The sequence below is a fragment of the Nocardiopsis sp. CC223A genome (assembly GCF_030766825.1).
In the GTDB taxonomy this organism is placed as follows: domain Bacteria; phylum Actinomycetota; class Actinomycetes; order Streptosporangiales; family Streptosporangiaceae; genus Nocardiopsis.
On the sequence record NZ_JASFDV010000016.1, the window covers coordinates 53,303 to 70,191 of the forward strand.

Annotated in this window: 15 protein-coding genes; 3 read left to right on the forward strand and 12 right to left on the reverse strand. The window is 71.2% G+C overall.

The features are described from left to right. Positions 1 to 63 precede the first annotated feature (63 nt). From QJS33_RS08955 to QJS33_RS08965, 3 genes are all read right to left on the reverse strand, one after another. Positions 64 to 1,638, reverse strand: a complete 1,575-nt coding sequence (locus QJS33_RS08955) for a DUF1109 domain-containing protein (protein WP_306367448.1) — start codon at positions 1,636 to 1,638, stop codon at positions 64 to 66. Between the two features lie 517 nt (positions 1,639 to 2,155). After that, positions 2,156 to 2,950 carry a pyrroline-5-carboxylate reductase gene (gene proC / locus QJS33_RS08960; RefSeq protein ID WP_306367413.1) on the reverse strand — a complete coding sequence of 265 codons (795 nt, stop codon included), beginning with the start codon at positions 2,948 to 2,950 and terminating at the stop codon, positions 2,156 to 2,158. Between the two features lie 109 nt (positions 2,951 to 3,059). Continuing rightward, positions 3,060 to 3,995 (reverse strand): sugar phosphate isomerase/epimerase, encoded by a 936-nt coding sequence (locus QJS33_RS08965; RefSeq protein ID WP_306367414.1) that lies wholly within the window; start codon positions 3,993 to 3,995, stop codon positions 3,060 to 3,062. A gap of 179 nt (positions 3,996 to 4,174) precedes the next feature. Between QJS33_RS08965 and QJS33_RS08970 the strand changes: the two genes are divergently transcribed. Further along, positions 4,175 to 4,792, forward strand: a complete 618-nt coding sequence (locus QJS33_RS08970; RefSeq protein WP_306367449.1) for a class I SAM-dependent methyltransferase — start codon at positions 4,175 to 4,177, stop codon at positions 4,790 to 4,792. A gap of 98 nt (positions 4,793 to 4,890) precedes the next feature. Here QJS33_RS08970 and QJS33_RS08975 read toward each other — a convergent pair whose 3' ends face one another. Both QJS33_RS08975 and QJS33_RS08980 read right to left on the reverse strand, forming a co-directional pair. After that, complete coding sequence (locus QJS33_RS08975) at positions 4,891 to 5,463, reverse strand: C40 family peptidase (RefSeq protein WP_306367415.1); 573 nt, start codon at positions 5,461 to 5,463, stop codon at positions 4,891 to 4,893. 253 nt (positions 5,464 to 5,716) lie between these two features. Next, complete coding sequence (locus QJS33_RS08980) at positions 5,717 to 6,613, reverse strand: SGNH/GDSL hydrolase family protein (RefSeq protein ID WP_306367450.1); 897 nt, start codon at positions 6,611 to 6,613, stop codon at positions 5,717 to 5,719. A gap of 243 nt (positions 6,614 to 6,856) precedes the next feature. On the opposite strand from QJS33_RS08980, the gene radA reads away from it, so the two are divergent. Then, positions 6,857 to 8,206 (forward strand): DNA repair protein RadA, encoded by a 1,350-nt coding sequence (gene radA, locus QJS33_RS08985; RefSeq protein ID WP_306367416.1) that lies wholly within the window; start codon positions 6,857 to 6,859, stop codon positions 8,204 to 8,206. Between the two features lie 85 nt (positions 8,207 to 8,291). On the opposite strand, the gene QJS33_RS08990 is transcribed toward radA, so the two are convergent. Both QJS33_RS08990 and QJS33_RS08995 read right to left on the reverse strand, forming a co-directional pair. Continuing rightward, a complete protein-coding gene (locus QJS33_RS08990) occupies positions 8,292 to 8,654 on the reverse strand; it encodes an SSI family serine proteinase inhibitor (protein WP_306367417.1) in 363 nt (120 codons plus the stop codon). 87 nt (positions 8,655 to 8,741) lie between these two features. After that, positions 8,742 to 9,515 (reverse strand): hypothetical protein, encoded by a 774-nt coding sequence (locus QJS33_RS08995; protein ID WP_306367418.1) that lies wholly within the window; start codon positions 9,513 to 9,515, stop codon positions 8,742 to 8,744. Positions 9,516 to 9,579: 64 nt separating this feature from the next. Between QJS33_RS08995 and QJS33_RS09000 the strand changes: the two genes are divergently transcribed. Beyond that, on the forward strand, positions 9,580 to 10,455 hold the full coding sequence (locus QJS33_RS09000; protein WP_306367419.1) for an A/G-specific adenine glycosylase: 876 nt from the start codon (positions 9,580 to 9,582) through the stop codon (positions 10,453 to 10,455). Between the two features lie 4 nt (positions 10,456 to 10,459). Here QJS33_RS09000 and QJS33_RS09005 read toward each other — a convergent pair whose 3' ends face one another. From QJS33_RS09005 to QJS33_RS09025, 5 genes are all read right to left on the reverse strand, one after another. Continuing rightward, positions 10,460 to 11,341 carry a DUF3105 domain-containing protein gene (locus tag QJS33_RS09005; protein WP_306367420.1) on the reverse strand — a complete coding sequence of 294 codons (882 nt, stop codon included), beginning with the start codon at positions 11,339 to 11,341 and terminating at the stop codon, positions 10,460 to 10,462. Positions 11,342 to 11,632: 291 nt separating this feature from the next. Then, the gene (locus tag QJS33_RS09010) at positions 11,633 to 14,143 is read right to left on the reverse strand and encodes an ATP-dependent Clp protease ATP-binding subunit (protein ID WP_220563490.1); all 2,511 of its coding nucleotides are present in this window, start codon (positions 14,141 to 14,143) and stop codon (positions 11,633 to 11,635) included. A gap of 734 nt (positions 14,144 to 14,877) precedes the next feature. Continuing rightward, the gene (locus QJS33_RS09015; RefSeq protein ID WP_220563491.1) at positions 14,878 to 15,219 is read right to left on the reverse strand and encodes an Lsr2 family protein; all 342 of its coding nucleotides are present in this window, start codon (positions 15,217 to 15,219) and stop codon (positions 14,878 to 14,880) included. Between the two features lie 227 nt (positions 15,220 to 15,446). Beyond that, the gene (locus QJS33_RS09020) at positions 15,447 to 15,728 is read right to left on the reverse strand and encodes a hypothetical protein (protein ID WP_306367421.1); all 282 of its coding nucleotides are present in this window, start codon (positions 15,726 to 15,728) and stop codon (positions 15,447 to 15,449) included. A 464-nt stretch (positions 15,729 to 16,192) separates the two neighbouring features. After that, the gene (locus QJS33_RS09025; protein ID WP_306367422.1) at positions 16,193 to 16,786 is read right to left on the reverse strand and encodes an amino-acid N-acetyltransferase; all 594 of its coding nucleotides are present in this window, start codon (positions 16,784 to 16,786) and stop codon (positions 16,193 to 16,195) included. Positions 16,787 to 16,889: the final 103 nt, after the last annotated feature.

The window sequence follows — 16,889 nt, forward strand, 5'->3', positions numbered from 1 at the left end:
GGGGTGCGGGGACGACGCGGGCCGGTGCGGGGCACCCGCACCGGCCCGGCCGCCCGTCGGGCGTTACTGGCCCGTGGTGACGAAGTAGCAGCTCTCGGACAGGTCTCCGCCGCCCAGGTTCACCGTCCCGTGCATGGGCCGGGTGAACAGCGAGTCGCTGTTCCCGATGACGATGCGGTACTCGCCCGGTTCGAGCTCGACCTTGAGGGTCTCGCCCTCGCCGAAGCACGAGTCGTAGGAGGGCGGCGAGCCGGGCGCGTAGGTGTCGCAGTCGTCGCACGGGGCCGCGGTGACCTCGCCGTGGACCTTGTCCGGTCCGACGTAGAGGAAGCGCAGCTCGTACGGCGAGTGGTTGACGATCTCGAAGACGAACTTGTCATTGCCCGAGCCGCCCGTGGGCGAGGCGTCCAGCTCGGTGTCGCCGATGGCGGTCACCAGGTCCATCTCCTGCTCGATGCGCCCGGCACCGATGTGGGTGACCATCGTCTCGACGTCGTCGGCCTCGTAGTCGGCGTACTCGGTCTCCAGGATCTCGACCATCGCGTCGGCCTGGTCGAACTCCTGGGACTCGACGGACTCCCAGCCGCACTCCAGGGCGGCCTCCGGGCGCTGCTCCGCGACCCGGTCGGGGATCTCGGGGGCCGCGCTCCAGTCCAGGTCCTTCAGCATGTCGATCTGGTCCAGGCCCACACACCACTCCGAGCCCAGGCGGTTGGTGCCCGTCTCGTACAGGCCGACCAGCGCCTCGGGCACCCGGCCCGCGGCCTCGGTGCCCTCGTAGTCCACCGGGATGATCGCGAAGATCTCGTGGGCCCGCAGGACGTCGTCGGTGTACTCGGGGGTGACCTCGCCGGAGAGCGAGGCGTCGGCGTTCTCCAGCAGGTCGGTCGCGTACGAGAAGTGGATGTCGGCGACCTCGCCGTCGGTGTCCTGCCAGCGGGCGGCGGGGTGCTCGAAGTAGATCGCGTAGGAGTCCAGCGCCTGCTCGTACTCCTCGGCGGCGACGTCGCCCTGTGCCTGCTCCAGCAGCCGGCAGGCGGCGATCCCGGCACGGGCGCGGTCCATCAGCGAGGAGGAGAAGGAGAGCTGGAAGAAGTCCTCGACGGACTCGTACTCGGCGACCGCCTCGGAGACGCCGCATTCACCGCGGGCGTGGGAGGCGTCGGCGACACGCAGCCGCCACTCGCCGAGCTGCCACACGGCGGTGAGGGAGACGACCAGTGCGACGGCCAGACCGCCGGCCGTCAGGTAGGGCACGGCGCTGCGGGGCGGGGTGCCGCCCTGGGCGAGGACGCGCTCGTCATGGGCGCGGCCGGCGAAGAGCCCGTGCACCGCGGCGGCGAGGAACCAGACCAGGAAGATCGGGGTCCACAGCAGCAGGTTGTCGGCCGCGCCGAGGATGGCGGCGGTGACCAGCAGGCCGAGGGTGATGATCAGGGCCGCGGCGAAGAACGGCCACTGCTTGATGCGGAAGTAGCCCGCGCCCACGCCGGTGGCGTTGAGGGCCGCGGTGTGCAGTGCGGTGGGCGAGGAGAACAGGCCCAGGCGCCGGGGGCGGGGAGGCGGCGGGGGCGGACCGAACGGGCCACCGGGACCACCGGGACCACCGGGGGGACCGAACGGGCCGCCGGGGCCCATGGGGGCGCCCGGACCGGTCGGACCGCCCGGGGCGCCGCCGGAGTACATGCCGCCGGCGGGAGTGCCGCCGTACGGGGGGTTGCCGCCGCTCGGCGGACCGGCCGGAACACCACCCGCGGGGGTACCGCCGTACGGGGGGTTGCCGCCGCTCGGCGGACCGGCCGGAACACCACCCGCGGGGGTACCGCCGTACGGGGGGTTGCCGCCGCTCGGCATGCCCTGGTCGCCCGCGGGTGGCGGGCCCCCCGGCGGGGGTACAGGGCCGCCCGGCGGCTGGGACGGATCCGGGGATGAAGGAGGAAGACTCATGAGGTAAGGCCCTGGGTCGGGTGAACGGGGGAGGCGACCCTGCCTCCTGGGGTGACGACAGGGCCTGTCGAGGGCGTTCCCGCCCTCCCTCAGAACACTACCTATGTACCCGGACAGCCCCTTCGTGCAGTCCGACCGTTTTCGGCCACCTTCGTGAGGAACCGGTCACCGCCCCGACGCGTCTCAGCACCGCTGAGGGGCGTCGGCGTCAGTTCCCCGAGAGCGCGCTGCTGCGGTCCCGTGCGGCCTCGATCGCGTCCGTGAACGCGGCGCGCACCCCGTGCCGCTCCAACTCGCGCAGCGCCGCCGCGGTGGTGCCGCCCGGCGAGGTGACCGCCTCGCGCAGCACCACCGGGTGCTCCCCCGAACCGTTGAGCATGGCGGCCGCGCCGGCGATGGTCTGCCCCACCAGTTTCTGGGCGGTGGCCCGCGGCATGCCCATCGCGACCCCGGCCTCGATCATCGTCTCGGCGATGAAGTAGAAGTAGGCGGGCCCGCTGCCGGAGATCGCGGTGACGGTGTCCATGTGCTGCTCGCCGACCCGGATCACCTCGCCGACGGCGCCCAGCAGGGACTCGGCGCGCTCCAGGTGCTCGGGCGCGGTGTGGGCGCCGCCCGCGACGGCGGTCATCCCCTGCCCCATGAGGGCAGGGGTGTTGGGCATGGCCCGCACCACCGGGGTGCCCGGGGGCAGGTGGCTCTCCAGCACGGCGGTGGTGAGCCCGGCGGCGACGGAGATGACGAGCCTCTCGGGGCTCAGGTGCGGGGTGATGTCGTCCAGCAGGGCGACCATGTCCTGCGGCTTGAGGGCGAGCAGCAGCGTGTCGGCGCGCTTGGCGGCCTCGGCGGCGGGCACGACCTCCACCCCGTAGCGCTCGCGCAGTTCGGCGGCGTGCTCCGCGCGCGGCTCGGTGACGAGGACGTCCTCCGGCGTGTGGCCCTTGGCCAGCATCCCGGCGAGCAGCGCCTCGCCCATCTTCCCGGCACCGATGATCGCGATCATGAAAGGGTCCTCTCTGCGGTCCCCTCCAACGCTAGCCGCCCCGGGGAACCGGAGCGGACACCACGTCTCACCCAGCGATACCGTTCACCCAGTGGTACCGGGCGCCGGGTCAATCGTCGTCGCCGCCCTCGACCGTTCCCGAGGAGTCCACCTCGAACAGCCGGGGCGGGGCGGGCGGGCGGCGGCGCAGCAGGGCGATCCGCTCGCGCCGGTCGCGGGACCGCGGCGCCCCCGCGGGCTCGGCGGGCCGGGCGAAGTGCAGCCGGGTGAAGGCCAGCGCCTCGGCCAGCTCCCGCAGCCGGGCCTGGCGGTCGGGCGCCTTGCGGGTGCTCACCTCCAGCACCAGCTGCCCCTCGAACCCGCCCGCGGCCAGGTACTCCAGGACCTCGGCGACCGGCTGGCGGCCGCGGCCCGGGATGAGGTGCTCGTCGAGGTTCTGCCCGCCGAAGCCGTCGGCGACGTGGATGTGGGAGAGCCGGTCGCCCAGCCGTTTGGCCATGTCCATGGCGTCGGAGCCCGACATCGCGGTGTGCGACATGTCGAGGGTGACGTCGGCGTAGTCGCGGTCGAGGGGGTTCCAGCTCGGGGCGTAGGGCACGACCTCGCGGTCGCGCACGCGCACCGGGTACATGTTCTCGACGGCGAAGACGACGTCGGTCTCCTCCTGCATGCGGGCGACGCCGACCTCGAACTCGCGGGCGTAGTCGCGCTGCCAGCGGAAGGCGGGGTGGACCACGACGGTCTTGGCGCCCAGGGCCTCGGCCATCTCCTTGGACCGGACGAGCTTGCCCCAGGGCTCGCGCCCCCACACCCGCTGGGTGAGGACGAGACACGGGGAATGGACCGCGGTGACCGGGATCCGGTGGTAGTCGGAGAGCCGCCGCAGCAGGTCGATGTCCTGGCTGGCGGGGTCGGAGGAGACGAGCACCTCGATGCCGTCGTACCCCAGTTTCGCGGCGATCTCGAAGGCGGCCGGGGTCTTCTCAGGGTAGACCGACGCCGTCGAGAGGACGACGGGCGCGTCTGGTACCTGGATAGCGCTCACGTGGACAGGGTATGCGCTCCGGCCCGCCCCGTGCGTAGCCGCCGTGTGAACGTGGCGTGCCGCCGGCCCGCCCCCGCGGGACACGGCGCGTAGGCTCTTCGGTCATGATCCCCGCAGAGGCCGTCCCGAGCCCGAACATCTGGCGCCATCCCGACATCTACGAGCTGGAGAACCTCGCCGTGGACCCCGACGGGGTCATCGAGGCGGCGATGGAGCGCATCCGCCCGGTGGCGGGCGCCCGGGTACTGGACATCGGCTGCGGCACCGGCTTCCACCTGCCCCGGTTCGCGCGGGGTGCGGCCCGGGTGACCGGGGTGGAACCCCACCCCGCGCTGGCGGCGCGGGCCCGGGCCCGGGTGGCGGGGCTGGCGAACGTCGAGGTGCTGAACGGGGTGGCCCAGCGGCTGCCCGTCCCCGACTCCGTCGTCGAGGTCGCGCACGCCCGCTGGGCCTACTTCTTCGGTCCCGGCTGCGAGCCCGGCCTGGCCGAACTCGGCCGGGTGATGCGACGCGGCGGGGTCGCGTTCGTGATCGACAACGACGCGACCCGCTCCACGTTCGGCGCCTGGTTCCGGCGGTCCCTGCCGTCGTACGACCCGGCCGCCGTCGAACGGTTCTGGTCCTCCCACGGGTTCGGGCGCGAGGCCCTGACGATGCGCTGGGACTTCACCGACCGCCGCGCCTTCGAGGCGGTGGTGGGGATCGAGTTCCCTCCGGCCCTGGCCGCGGAGATCATCGCGGCGCATCCGGGGACCGCGGTGGACTACGCGGTCAATCTCTGGTGGCGGAGGTACTGAGGGCACCGGGTCCAGGGGTGCGGGCCGCCGGGGTCACCCCCCGGGAGAGCGTGCGCCCGCGGCCGTCCGCGCCGGGCGCGCGGCCTGCGGGGGCGGCGTCACAGCCGCACGGCTCCGGCGAGGTTGTAGCGGGTGACGTCCCGCTCGCGGACTCTGTCGCCCGACCGGGGGGCGTCGATCATCCGGCCGTTGCCGAGGTAGATGGCGACGTGGTAGGCGTAGCCGCCGCTGTCGGTCCAGTAGAGGAGGTCGCCCCTCCTGGCGTTGGAGTAGCTCACCCGGGTGCCGTGGTCCACCTGGTCCTGGGCGATGCGGGGCAGGGTCACCCCGGCCTGCTTGAACGACCACTGGACGAGCCCGGAGCAGTCGAAGCCGCCGGGTCCGTCGCCGCCCCAGGAGTAGGGGGTCCCCTTCTGGGACTCGGCGGCATCGATCGCCCTCTCCGCGGTGGCGGAGGAGAGCTGGTGGACGCGCTCGCCCTGGCCCGCCGGGGTGGCGGCGGGGGCCGCCTGCGCGAGTCCGGGTGCGGCGCCGAACACCAGCGCGGCGGCGAGGGCGGCCACGGAGAGTGCACGCGCCCCCGTGCGTGGCCGCCGGAAGTGCGCGGCCCGTCGCCCCGGGTCCGCGGGACGACAGGCCTGCGTTTGCTCGTGGTGTCGCGGTATTCGCACTGGTCCTCCACATGCCGAATGTCGGTTCGCCGTGGCGCCCGCGTCCCTGCGACGCGGATGGGTCGGTCACGACGCGCATTTCATTCGTCACACAGACACCACGAGAAGTCACTCTCCGTAGTCTAATCGGCCTCCAAAAAAGGTAAAGCATCCTTGACGCAGGGTGGCGAAACCAGGTCAGGCCATGGGCAACCGCCCTCCCCCGGCGCGGCTCCGTCACCCACCGTCGCGGACGGCGCCGGGGTGGCGTTCGTCAGGCGGCGGGAGCACCGAGCGCATCGGAGACGCGGTCGGCGACGGCGGCCATACCCGCGGCGTTGGGGTGCACCGGGGCCGCGGAGTTCTCCGGGACGATGCCCTCCACCCAGCGCTCGGAGCCCGGGGCGCAGATGTCGTGGCCGCGCTCCAGAACGTCGACGAAGACCGCGCCGTGGGCGGCGGCCTCCTCGGCGATCATCGTGTTGAGCGCCGTCTGCACTCCGTCCAGGTAGGCCACGTCGCCGCGGGCGATCGGCTCTCGCGGCCAGCAGCCGTTGCGTTCGGGGAGGATCTGGAGGTACCCGACCGCGAGCACGGTCGCGTCGGGGCTGCGGGCGGCGATCTCCCCGTACACCCCGGAGACCTCGTCGCGCAGGCCCTCCACCCTCTCGTCCAGCTCGTCGCCGTAGTAGCGCTCGCAGGGGTTGCCCAGCGGGTTCCCCAGGCTGCGCTTGGCGCAGGTGGTGAGGACGTCCACGAAGCCGAAGTCGTTGCCGCCGATCCCCACCGTCACCAGGTCGGTGTCGGGGGTGAGGGCGTCGTACTGCGGGGCGACCCCGGAGAACCGGGGCTCGGAGAGGTCGGCGATGACCGCACCCGAGCAGCTGACGTCGGTGAACGCGGCGGCGCCCAGCCGGTCGGCGGTGAGCTGGGCGTAGTTGGCCGAGGAGCGCAGGCACCGGGGGTCGGACCCGGGCGCGTACGGCGGGATCAGCGGGCCGGCGGTGAACGAGTCGCCCAGGGCGACGTAGTGCTGGAAGGGGGCCTCCTCGGCGGCCGCGGGGGCGGCGGCCAGGGACAGGCCCAGTGCGGCGGCCGCGACGAGGGCGGCATTGCGGGAGCGTCGTGTCTTCGCGGGTGCATCCGGGGCGAAGGGGGCTTCGGGGGACATGGACGGCGTGTCGGTGCGGGGCACGCGGGTCTCCTCTCCAGGGAGCGGGGGTGTCGGAGCTTCCGGACCCTAGGAATTCTGTAACACGACCTTCACGGAAAGTGTCCTAACCCGTAGGTAACTTTCCTGTGGCGCGGTGCGCCCGCACATCCTGTGGACGGCTCCAGGGGGGCACCTGTGGCCGCCGGGGTCCGTGAGCGGGCGCGGGACGGAGCGTCCCCGGCAGGCGTTAGCGTGTCGGACATGGCCAAAGCGAAGACGATGTTCCGGTGCGCCGAGTGCGGCTGGACCACCCTCAAATGGGTGGGCCGCTGCGGGGAGTGCCAGGCGTGGGGCACGGTCGAGGAGGCCGGCGCCCCGGCTCCCATGGCGGTCGCCCCCGCCGCGGTGACCTCCCGGGCCCGTCCCATCACCGAGATCAGCGTGGAGAGCGCGGAGGCCGTCCCCACCGGCATCGACGAGCTCGACCGGGTGCTGGGCGGCGGCGCCGTCCCGGGCGGCGTGGTCCTGCTCGCCGGCGAGCCCGGTGTCGGCAAGTCCACCCTGCTGCTGGAGGTGGCCGCCAAGCGCGCCCAGGCCGGACCCGTCCTGTACGTGACCGGCGAGGAGTCGGCCGGGCAGGTCCGCCTGCGCGCCGAGCGCCTGGGGGCGCTGTCGGACAAGCTGTACCTGGCGGCGGAGACCTCCATCGCCACCGTGGCCTCGCACGTGGACGCGGTGGGGCCGGGCCTGCTCATCGTCGATTCGGTGCAGACCATGATGTCCCCCGACACCACCGGTGTCCCGGGCGGCGTGACCCAGGTGCGGCAGGTGACCGGCGCGCTCATCCAGCTCGCCAAGGAGCGCGGGATCGCCACGGTCCTGGTCGGGCACGTGACCAAGGACGGCTCCATCGCCGGTCCCCGCCTGCTGGAGCACCTGGTGGACGTGGTGCTGCACTTCGAGGGCGAGCGCCACTCCCAGCTGCGCCTGCTGCGCGCGGTCAAGAACCGCTACGGCCCCACCGACGAGATCGGCTGCTTCGAGCTGACCGAGACCGGCATCGTGGGGCTGGCCGACCCCAGCGGGCTGTTCCTCACCGAGCGCACGGACCCGGTCCCGGGCACCTGTATCACCGTGGGCCTGGAGGGGCGGCGGCCGATCATCGCCGAGGTCCAGGCGCTGGTCGCGCCCACCCCGCTGCCCGCGCCCCGCCGGGCCACCTCGGGCCTGGACACCTCACGGGTGAACATGATCCTGGCGGTGTTGGAGAAGCGCACCGGGATGAAGCTGGCCAGCCTCGACGTGTACGCCTCCACGGTGGGCGGCGTGCGCCTGACCGAGCCCGCGATCGACCTCGCGCTGGCGATGGCGGCGGGCAGCTCGCACAACGACGTCGCCCTGCCGCGCGGTCTGGTGGTGGTCGGCGAGGTCGGCCTGGCCGGGGACGTGCGGACGGTCACCGGCGCCCGCCGCCGGGTGGCCGAGGCGCAGCGCCTGGGCTTCACCGAGGCGATCGTGCCCAAGCACTTCGGCGACCCGGTCCCCGGTATCCGCGTCCACGAGGTGGAGGAGCTCAGTGAGGCCCTGATGCGCGTCGCCCGGCGGCGCTAGCCGAGGCGAGGGCGCCCACGGGGTTCCGGAAAGGCCCGGAGCGGACCTGCCCGGGGAGGGCCCGCGGGAGGGGCGGGGGCCGAGGCTAGAAGGCGAAGACCTCGCCCTTGGCCAGGCGCAGGACGCAGTGGTTGCCGAAGGTCTGCTCGAACCGCTCGTGCCCGTAGGCGGTGGCGGTGACCGGTCGGTACTCCATGGTGCAGAAGCCCTCGTCCGGGGGGATCGCCTCGATCGACCCGGCCTCGGCGATGGCGGCGCAGGCCGCCTCGGCCGCGGGATGGGCGCCGCCGGCGGGGTCGCAGTCCAGGGTGGTGACGGAGCGCTGGCCGGTGCCCTCGTCGGTGATGGCCAGGACGTACCGGGCGGAGGAGCGGTCGGCCGAGGCCGTCCCGGGGGTGATCGCGAGAGCGGTGAGCAGGGCGAGGCCGCAGGCGGCGAGGCGTTTCACGGTGGACTGGCTCCCAGGTGGAAGAACACGGACGGTACTCACAGTAGCAATATGAGTGCCTTCCGTGTTCGAGTTCGGAGGTCCGGTTCAGGCCTTCAGCTGGAACACCAGCTGGTCGGTCGAACCCGTGTAGTCCCCGTGCAGGTTGGCGCGGTACCAGCCGGGCTTGGCCGCGGGCGGGCTCTCGCGGCAGTCGGTGAAGGAGCGCATCCGGTCCCAGGTGATCGTGAACTCGTGCGGCACGCCCCGGTCCAGCCGGCGGTCCTCGCGGGTCTCGCCCTCGGGGCAGTCCGCGGTGGAGAAGATGCGGTCGTCACCGGAGTGGATGCGCAGCTCCATGGCCTCGCCCCCCACGTCGACGGTGCAGGTCTGCTCGGTGGTGTTCACCACGGTGACCTCGAAGGCGGGCTCCTGACCGGCCCCGTAGACCTCCTTGTCGGAGTCCGCGAAGTCGAAGCTGACCACCACGTCCTGGGGACGGCACGGGTCCTCGGGTTTCTCGGGCGCGGCCACCCCGCCGCCGGATCCGCCCTCGCCGCCACCGCCGCCCTCGTCCTCGCCCTCGGAGTCCTCCGCGTCGGAGGGGTCGTCGGAGGCGGACGGGTCCCCGCTCGGGGAGGCGTCGCCCGCCGACGGGTCGTCCGAGGGTTCCGGTGACGCGGAGGGGTCCTCCGGTGCCACACTGGGGGAGGCGTCATCGCCCACACTCGCATCGGACCGGGTCGTCTCCCCTTCGTCCCCGCCGCCCGGACGGCAGGCGAAGACGATGAGGGTGAGCACCAACATGACCCCGGCCAGCACGAGGGCGCGCCGCTTCCAGTAGGTCTCGGGACTGACGGGATGTCCGGTACTTGACGCCATGGCCCGTAGTATTGCGGTTTTGCGGGCGCGCCACCTACTCAACCCGCCGATCCCCGGTTTAAAGATGAGCGATAACCCTTACAGCACCGCCGTTCTGGCCTGGTACGAGGCCAACGCCCGCGACCTCCCCTGGCGGGAGCCCGGGGCCTCCCCCTGGTCGATCCTGGTCAGCGAGATCATGCTCCAGCAGACCCCGGTCGTGCGGGTGCTGCCCGCCTGGCAGGCCTGGATGGAACGCTGGCCCACCCCCGCCGACCTGGCGAAAGACTCCCCGGGTGAGGCGGTCCGGCGGTGGGACCGGCTGGGCTATCCGCGCCGGGCACTGCGCCTGCACGCCTGCGCGACGGTCATCACCGAGGAGCACGACGGGGTCGTGCCCGACGACCACGCCACCCTGCTGGCGCTGCCGGGTATCGGCGCGTACACGGCGGCGGCCGTGGCGAGCTTCGCTTTCGGCCAGCGGCACGCCATTCTGGACACCAACGTGCGCCGGGTCCTGGCCAGGGCCGAAACGGGCATCGAGTACCCGCCGAAAACCCAGACCAAGGCCGAGGTGGCCCTCGCCGAGTCACTGCTGCCGCCCGAACCGTCCGTGGCCGCCCGCTGGGGCGTGGCCGTGATGGAGCTCGGCGCCCTGGTGTGCACCGCCCGTTCGCCCAAGTGCGTCGGCTGCCCCATCGCGAACCAGTGCGCCTGGACGGCGGCGGGGCGGCCCGCGCACAGCGGACCGCCCCGGCGCGGCCAGACCTACGCGGGCACCGACCGCCAGGTCCGCGGCCGACTGCTCGCAGTGCTGCGCGACTCGGCCGGGCCGGTGCCCAAGGACGCCCTGGACGCCGTCTGGGACGACCGCGTGCAGCGCGAGCGCGCCCTGGACGCCCTGGTCGTCGACGGCCTCGTGGACCCGCTGGAGGACGGGCGCTACGCGCTGCCGTCCTGAGGACTCAGGCGGTCGTGGGACCTTCCTCCTCCAGCATCGCCTCGACCTCGGCCTCGGTCTCGGTGACGCCCTGGCTGCACAGGGCTCCGGGCTCGGGAGCGTCCGGGCTCTGAACGTACTCGCGCAGGAAGGCGCCGAGAGCCGGATCCTCTGCGTCGCCCAGTTGGATCTGTGCGCCCCATGCGGAGGCCACCACCGGGGTGGGCAGTCCCTCCATGGGGCTGATCACCAGGTATCCGCCAGGGGTGTACAACCCCTCCAGCACGGCGATCTGGTCAGAGGACAGAGACGGATCGTAGGTGATCCACACCGCCCCGTGCTCCAGTGAATGGACGGCGAATTCCGCACGTACCGGCTCGTCGTACACGTTGCAGTCCTGCCAGGCGGAGTAGTGCGGTCCGCCCGCCGGGGGGAACATGTCGTACTCGACACGTTCCCCGGTATCGACGTGGGAGGCATCGAGCCCCTCGAAGGTGAGGACCTCCGCACCGGCGAGGGCATCGGACCCGCCGGAGCCGGAATCGCCGCGGGACGAGGTGTAGAGCCACACCCCGCCGGCGGCGAGCAACAGCACCAGGACCAGGGCGCCGGCGATGATGCCGATGACGAGACCGGTGGACGACTTCTTCTGCGGCGGAGCGGGCGGGCCGTAGCCGCCCGCCGGCTGCCCGGGGCCGTATCCGCCGGGCGGCCGGGCCCCGTACCCGCCCGGGAACGGCCCGCCGTGGCCCGGCTGCTGCGGGTGCGGCGGCCCGTAGCCCGGCTGCTGCCCGTATCCGGGGGGCGGAGCGCTCTGGGGTGGCCCGTGACCTTGCGGCGGCGGCTGCGGGGGCGGCGGCGGGCCCTGGTATCGGGGGTCGTGGTGGGGATCATAGGGCTGAGTCACCCTCGCACCCTAACCGGTCCCCCCGAACCGGCCCCCTGCCCGGGAACGACGGCGGGGGTGCCCCGAAGGGCGCCCCCTGCCTGCCTCGGGCCTCCGCTCCGCTTCGGCCCCTGCGGGGACACCCGGAGAACGGGAACCTTCGGCCCTACGTGAACGCCCTCTCCCGCCCGTCGCCCGCCACCACCCTCAACGGATGGCCTTCGGCCGCCGGCTGTTCCTCGAAGACGTTCACTCCGGACCTCCAGAACCCCGTGGGCGTCCCCGCTGACGGAGTGCGTTACACCGAGTGCGCTACTCGGCCTTGCCCGCGGCCGACTCCTCGACCTCGGGGGTGTCCGGGACGGCCGCCGGCTTGGGCACACCCTTGAAGGTGAGCTTGGCGTCGGTGCCCTCCCCCTCGGCGTCGATCACGACGATCTGACCCGCCTTGAGGTCCCCGAACAGGATCTTCTCCGAGAGCTGGTCCTCGATCTCCCGCTGGATCGTCCGACGCAGCGGCCGGGCGCCCAGGACCGGGTCGAAGCCCCGCTCCGACAGCAGCTTCTTGGCCGCGGGACGGAGCTCGATGCCCATGTCCCGCTCCTTGAGACGGTTGTCGAGGCTGGAGATCATCAGATCCACGATCTGGAAGATCTCGCTCTCGGTCAGCTGGTGGAAGACGATGATGTCGTCCACACGGTTGAGGAACTCCGGCCGGAAGTTCTGCTTGAGCTCCTCACCGACCTTGGCCTTCATCCGCTCGTAGTTGGTCTGGGCGTCGTCCTCCTTGGCGAAGCCCATGGCCACACCCTTGGAGATGTCCCGAGTGCCGAGGTTGGTCGTCATGATGATGACCGTGTTCTTGAAGTCGACGTTACGACCCTGGGCGTCGGTGAGACGACCCTCCTCCAACACCTGCAACAGCGAGTTGAAGATGTCGTTGTGGGCCTTCTCGATCTCGTCGAACAGCACCACCGAGAACGGCTTGCGGCGCACCTTCTCGGTGAGCTGGCCGCCCTCCTCGTAGCCCACGTACCCGGGCGGGGAGCCGAACAGCCGCGAGACCGTGTGCTTCTCCATGAACTCGGACATGTCCAGCTGGATCAGCGCGTCCTCGTCCCCGAACAGGAACTCGGCCAGGGTCTTGGACAGCTCGGTCTTACCGACACCGGACGGGCCGGCGAAGATGAACGAACCACCGGGGCGCTTGGGGTCCTTCAGACCCGCACGCGTACGCCGGATCGCCTGGGAGAGCGCCTTGATGGCGTCCTCCTGGCCGATGACACGGCGGTGCAGCTCGTCCTCCATGCGCAGCAGCCGGGAGCTCTCCTCCTCGGTGAGCTTGAACACCGGGATGCCGGTGGAGGCGGCCAGGACCTCGGCGATGAGCTCCTCGTCGACCTCGGCCACGACGTCCATGTCGCCGGCCTTCCACTCCTTCTCCCGCTGCGCCTTCTTGGCCAGCAACTGCTTCTCGTCATCGCGCAGCGAGGCGGCCTTCTCGAAGTCCTGCGCGTCGATCGCGGACTCCTTGTCCCGACGGACCCCGGCGATCTTCTCGTCGAACTCGCGCAGGTCCGGCGGCGCGGTCATGCGGCGGATGCGCATCCGCGAGCCGGCCTCGTCGATGAGGTCGATCGCCTTGTCCGGCAGGAACCGGTCGCTGATGTAGCGGTCGGCGAGGTTGGCCGCGGCCACCAGGGCGCTGTCGGTGATGGAGACCCGGTGGTGGGCCTCGTACCGGTCGCGCAGACCCTTGAGGATCTCGATGGCGTGCGTGATGGTCGGCTCGTCCACCTGGATGGGCTGGAAGCGGCGCTCCAGCGCGGCGTCCTTCTCCAGGTACTTGCGGTACTCGTCCAGCGTGGTCGCACCGATGGTCTGCAACTCGCCCCGGGCCAGCATGGGCTTGAGGATGGAGGCGGCGTCTATGGCCCCCTCCGCCGCGCCCGCACCGACCAGCGTGTGCAGCTCGTCGATGAACAGGATGATGTCGCCGCGGGTGCGGATCTCCTTGAGCACCTTCTTCAGGCGCTCCTCGAAGTCACCGCGGTAGCGGCTGCCCGCGACCAGCGCGCCCAGGTCCAGCGTGTACAGCTGCTTGTCCTTGAGCGTCTCGGGGATCTCCCCCTTGACGATCTTCTGGGCCAGGCCCTCCACGACCGCCGTCTTGCCGACACCGGGCTCACCGATGAGGACCGGGTTGTTCTTGGTCCTGCGGGACAGGACCTGCATGACCCGCTCGATCTCCTTGTCCCGGCCGATGACCGGGTCGAGCTTGCTCTCCCGGGCCGCCTGGGTCAGGTTGCGGCCGAACTGGTCCAGCACCAGGGAGGTGGAGGGAGTGGACTCCGAGGAGCCCGTGGTCGCCTGCGGCTCCTTGCCCTGGTAGCCGTGGAGCAGCTGGATGACCTGCTGGCGGACCCGGTTGAGGTCGGCGCCGAGCTTGACCAGGACCTGGGCGGCGACGCCCTCGCCCTCACGGATGAGACCCAGCAGGATGTGCTCGGTCCCGATGTAGTTGTGGCCGAGCTGGAGCGCCTCCCGCAGGGACAGCTCCAGGACCTTCTTGGCCCGCGGCGTGAAGGGGATGTGCCCCGACGGCGCCTGCTGGCCCTGGCCGATGATCTCCTCGACCTGCTGCCGAACCGCTTCGAGGCTGATACCGAGACTTTCCAGAGCCTTGGCGGCGACGCCCTCACCCTCGTGGATGAGGCCGAGCAGGATGTGCTCCGTACCGATGTAGTTGTGGTTGAGCATCCTGGCCTCTTCCTGGGCCAGAACAACCACTCGCCTCGCGCGGTCGGTAAACCTCTCGAACATGTCTCGTCGCTCCTCTACAGAGCGGTCAGGCAGGGTCGGTTCCCACCGACCCGACTCTTCCGCATATCGGCCCCACAGGGATAACCGCCCCGGGGAGCACTGTCGCACCCGTCCGAACCGTTCGACCGGCTGCCGAGCGGACGGACGTCTCCGCCACGATCCGGCCGAAGCCGTCCGTGCCAGAGACTTTCCCCGACGATAGGGCGTTCACCCAACATCCAACTACCGATTGCGGCGTCAGATTTCCCTGTACGCCGAAGGCGAACGACCCGGTACTCCCGTGATGCCGGGAGTGACCGGGTCGTTGCTTGTACAGGCCGGAATAATCGGCTCTCAGCGAACAGGCTCCGTGTTGTTCAGCCGGAAGCGAAATTGCGGGAAAGCGATCGGCGATCCCGGTGGTGGTCTCTACAGAGGCACCGGGACCGGTCCGAAGTGATCCTGCGGGTGATCCGGACCCATCGCCGTCCCCCTGCCCCTCCGGCTCGCCCCCGTGGGCGGCGGGCCGTGACGCCTCGGCGCCGATGAGCGGCGCGGGTGACCCGCGCCGGGGTGTTCGCCCCGTGGACCGGCGTCCCCCCTCGCCCGGATCCCCGCCGTGGCGGGGATCCACGTGTCACCACGGCCGTGGCCGTGTCGAGCGGGATTCGGAGGACCTCGGCCCTCGCCGGGTGACGTCGGTCGAAATCAGATCAAGAACCGACAACATTTCGGCGTACCCGGGGTCGGGCGGACTAGCCCTTGATGGCCTCGTATTCGGCGACGATCGCGGCGGGGATACGCCCGCGCTCATTGACGGGCTTGCCCGCGGCCTTCGCCCAGGCGCGAATCTCCGCGCTGCGCTCACGGCTGGGGGCATTCCGGCTGGCGGCACGACGACCGGTCGAGCGGCCCGCCTTCGGCGAAGCCTTGCGAGACGCCTCGACGAACGGAGTAAGGGCCTCGCGCAGCTTGGCGGCATTACTCGCACTGAGGTCGATTTCGTACACGGAGCCGTCCAGACCGAACGTGACCGTCTCCTCGGCCTCGCCACCGTCGAGGTCGTCGACCAGGAAAACCTGGACCTTCTGTGCCATGGAATCAAACCTTTCAGAAGAGCGGTGTCTCCGCACCTGAATATAAAGCTATCCCGCGACCCGCGAGAACACAATTGGCGACGTGCCGGAAATCACTCGGGGACACCGCGGTGCGGCCATGGGAGGGATCGGCCGGGGAGTGACCGAGGGCCGCGTGCTCATCACGAAACATCATCGGAACCGGCCTGTGGCGGCCGGCCCGGGGATGTGATCGGTCAAGGACCGTATCAACGGTCGCCGGATTCGTCGCCTTCCGCACTCCGGACATTCGCCGTCCCGTTCGTCGCGCCGGTCTCCCCGGTCGCCGGAGTGTTCTCGCCCGCAGCACCGGAGGGCCCGGGCGCACCCTTGCCGACCAGGCTTCCGTCCATCCTGCGCGGCGCCATCTCACGACGCAGCACCTTGAGGATGAAGTAGCAGAACACGAAGGCGACGACCACCGGAGGGATGAGCGCCGACAATACGTCGAGCAGTCCGGGGGGAAGCACCGACGACAAAAAGTCACCCATCGAAGCGGTCCACCCTTCCTGGTTGTTACTTATTGCAGCAAATACCCGACTCAGTGTCGGGACACTCCTGGGGGGATGGCGCCCGACGGGACGGGCAATCGCATACCGGACATCATAGACACCGTATCCCCTGCTTTGACCGTGACCGTACCGGGACCCGGTACGGCAAACCGGAGGGCGTCAATGCGGATGCGCTTCGGCTACCGGCGCACCGGGGGGGCGAAGAGACCGGACGGACACCGGAACCGGAGAAATCACGCCCCTTCGGAACCCGGCCCCACCGAACTCGCCGCCCAACGCACTTGGCGGCGGTCCGGGCGCAGGTCCACATTACCTTCCCCCTTCCACTTCCATACCATCCGGTGTGCCCAATCGCGGGTTCGGCGGGCGGCACCCGGTTCACGGCTACGCTCTGTTTGCCGCCGGCATTGCCGGAACGCGGTCCCAAGAGAGTACGAAAACCTTTAGCCGTCGGTGTTCTCGGCTCCGGAGCCGAGGTGAACGAGCATCCGGGTGTTCCCGAGGGTGTTGGGTTTGACGCGCTCCAGATCGAGGAATTCCGCGACACCTTCGTCATAGGAGCGCAGGAGTTCCTCGTACACCCGGGAGGAGACCGGGGTCCCCTGGATCGGGGCGAAGCCGTGGCGCGCGAAGAAAGCGGTCTCGAACGTCAGGCAGAACACACGGCGCACGCCCAACGCGCGTGCGGTGTCCAAAAGGGCGGAGACGATCCGGTGGCCGATACCGAAACCGCGCAGGGACGGGTCCACCGCGACGGTCCGCACCTCGGCCAGGTCCTCCCAGAGGACGTGCAGGGCGCCGCAGCCCACCACCCGGAACTCCGTGTCCTCCCGCACGCCCTCGGGGCGGGGGTCCCCCCAGGCGTCGTCGGGGACGATCTCGGCCTCGGCGACCCAGAACTCCTGGACGTCCTCGTAGAGGTTGACCGTGCTCTTGGAGAGCACACGCCGATCCGCGGTGTAGGTATCGACGAGGCGGCGGATGTGCGCGACATCGCCGGTGCGGGCGCGCCGCACCTGTACATGACGAACGGGCATAACCGGTCCAGACTATGCCCCTGGGGCCCCGCCGGGTCCACCGGCCCGCTCCGGGCCGGTGAACGCGGGCCCCGAGGACATCGGGCCGGCATGCCCGTGGTCG

Excerpts from the sequence above, each read along its gene's own strand:
- QJS33_RS08955 (WP_306367448.1), bottom strand. The coding sequence starts at position 1,638 with ATGGGCCCCGGCGGCCCGTTCGGTCCCCCCGGTGGTCCCGGTGGTCCC.
- proC (WP_306367413.1), bottom strand. The coding sequence starts at position 2,950 with ATGATCGCGATCATCGGTGCCGGGAAGATGGGCGAGGCGCTGCTCGCC.
- QJS33_RS08980 (WP_306367450.1), bottom strand. The coding sequence starts at position 6,613 with ATGTCCCCCGAAGCCCCCTTCGCCCCGGATGCACCCGCGAAGACACGA.
- radA (WP_306367416.1), top strand. The coding sequence starts at position 6,857 with ATGGCCAAAGCGAAGACGATGTTCCGGTGCGCCGAGTGCGGCTGGACC.
- QJS33_RS08995 (WP_306367418.1), bottom strand. The coding sequence starts at position 9,515 with ATGGCGTCAAGTACCGGACATCCCGTCAGTCCCGAGACCTACTGGAAG.
- QJS33_RS09000 (WP_306367419.1), top strand. The coding sequence starts at position 9,580 with ATGAGCGATAACCCTTACAGCACCGCCGTTCTGGCCTGGTACGAGGCC.
- QJS33_RS09010 (WP_220563490.1), bottom strand. The coding sequence starts at position 14,143 with ATGTTCGAGAGGTTTACCGACCGCGCGAGGCGAGTGGTTGTTCTGGCC.
- QJS33_RS09015 (WP_220563491.1), bottom strand. The coding sequence starts at position 15,219 with ATGGCACAGAAGGTCCAGGTTTTCCTGGTCGACGACCTCGACGGTGGC.
- QJS33_RS09020 (WP_306367421.1), bottom strand. The coding sequence starts at position 15,728 with ATGGGTGACTTTTTGTCGTCGGTGCTTCCCCCCGGACTGCTCGACGTA.
- QJS33_RS09025 (WP_306367422.1), bottom strand. The coding sequence starts at position 16,786 with ATGCCCGTTCGTCATGTACAGGTGCGGCGCGCCCGCACCGGCGATGTC.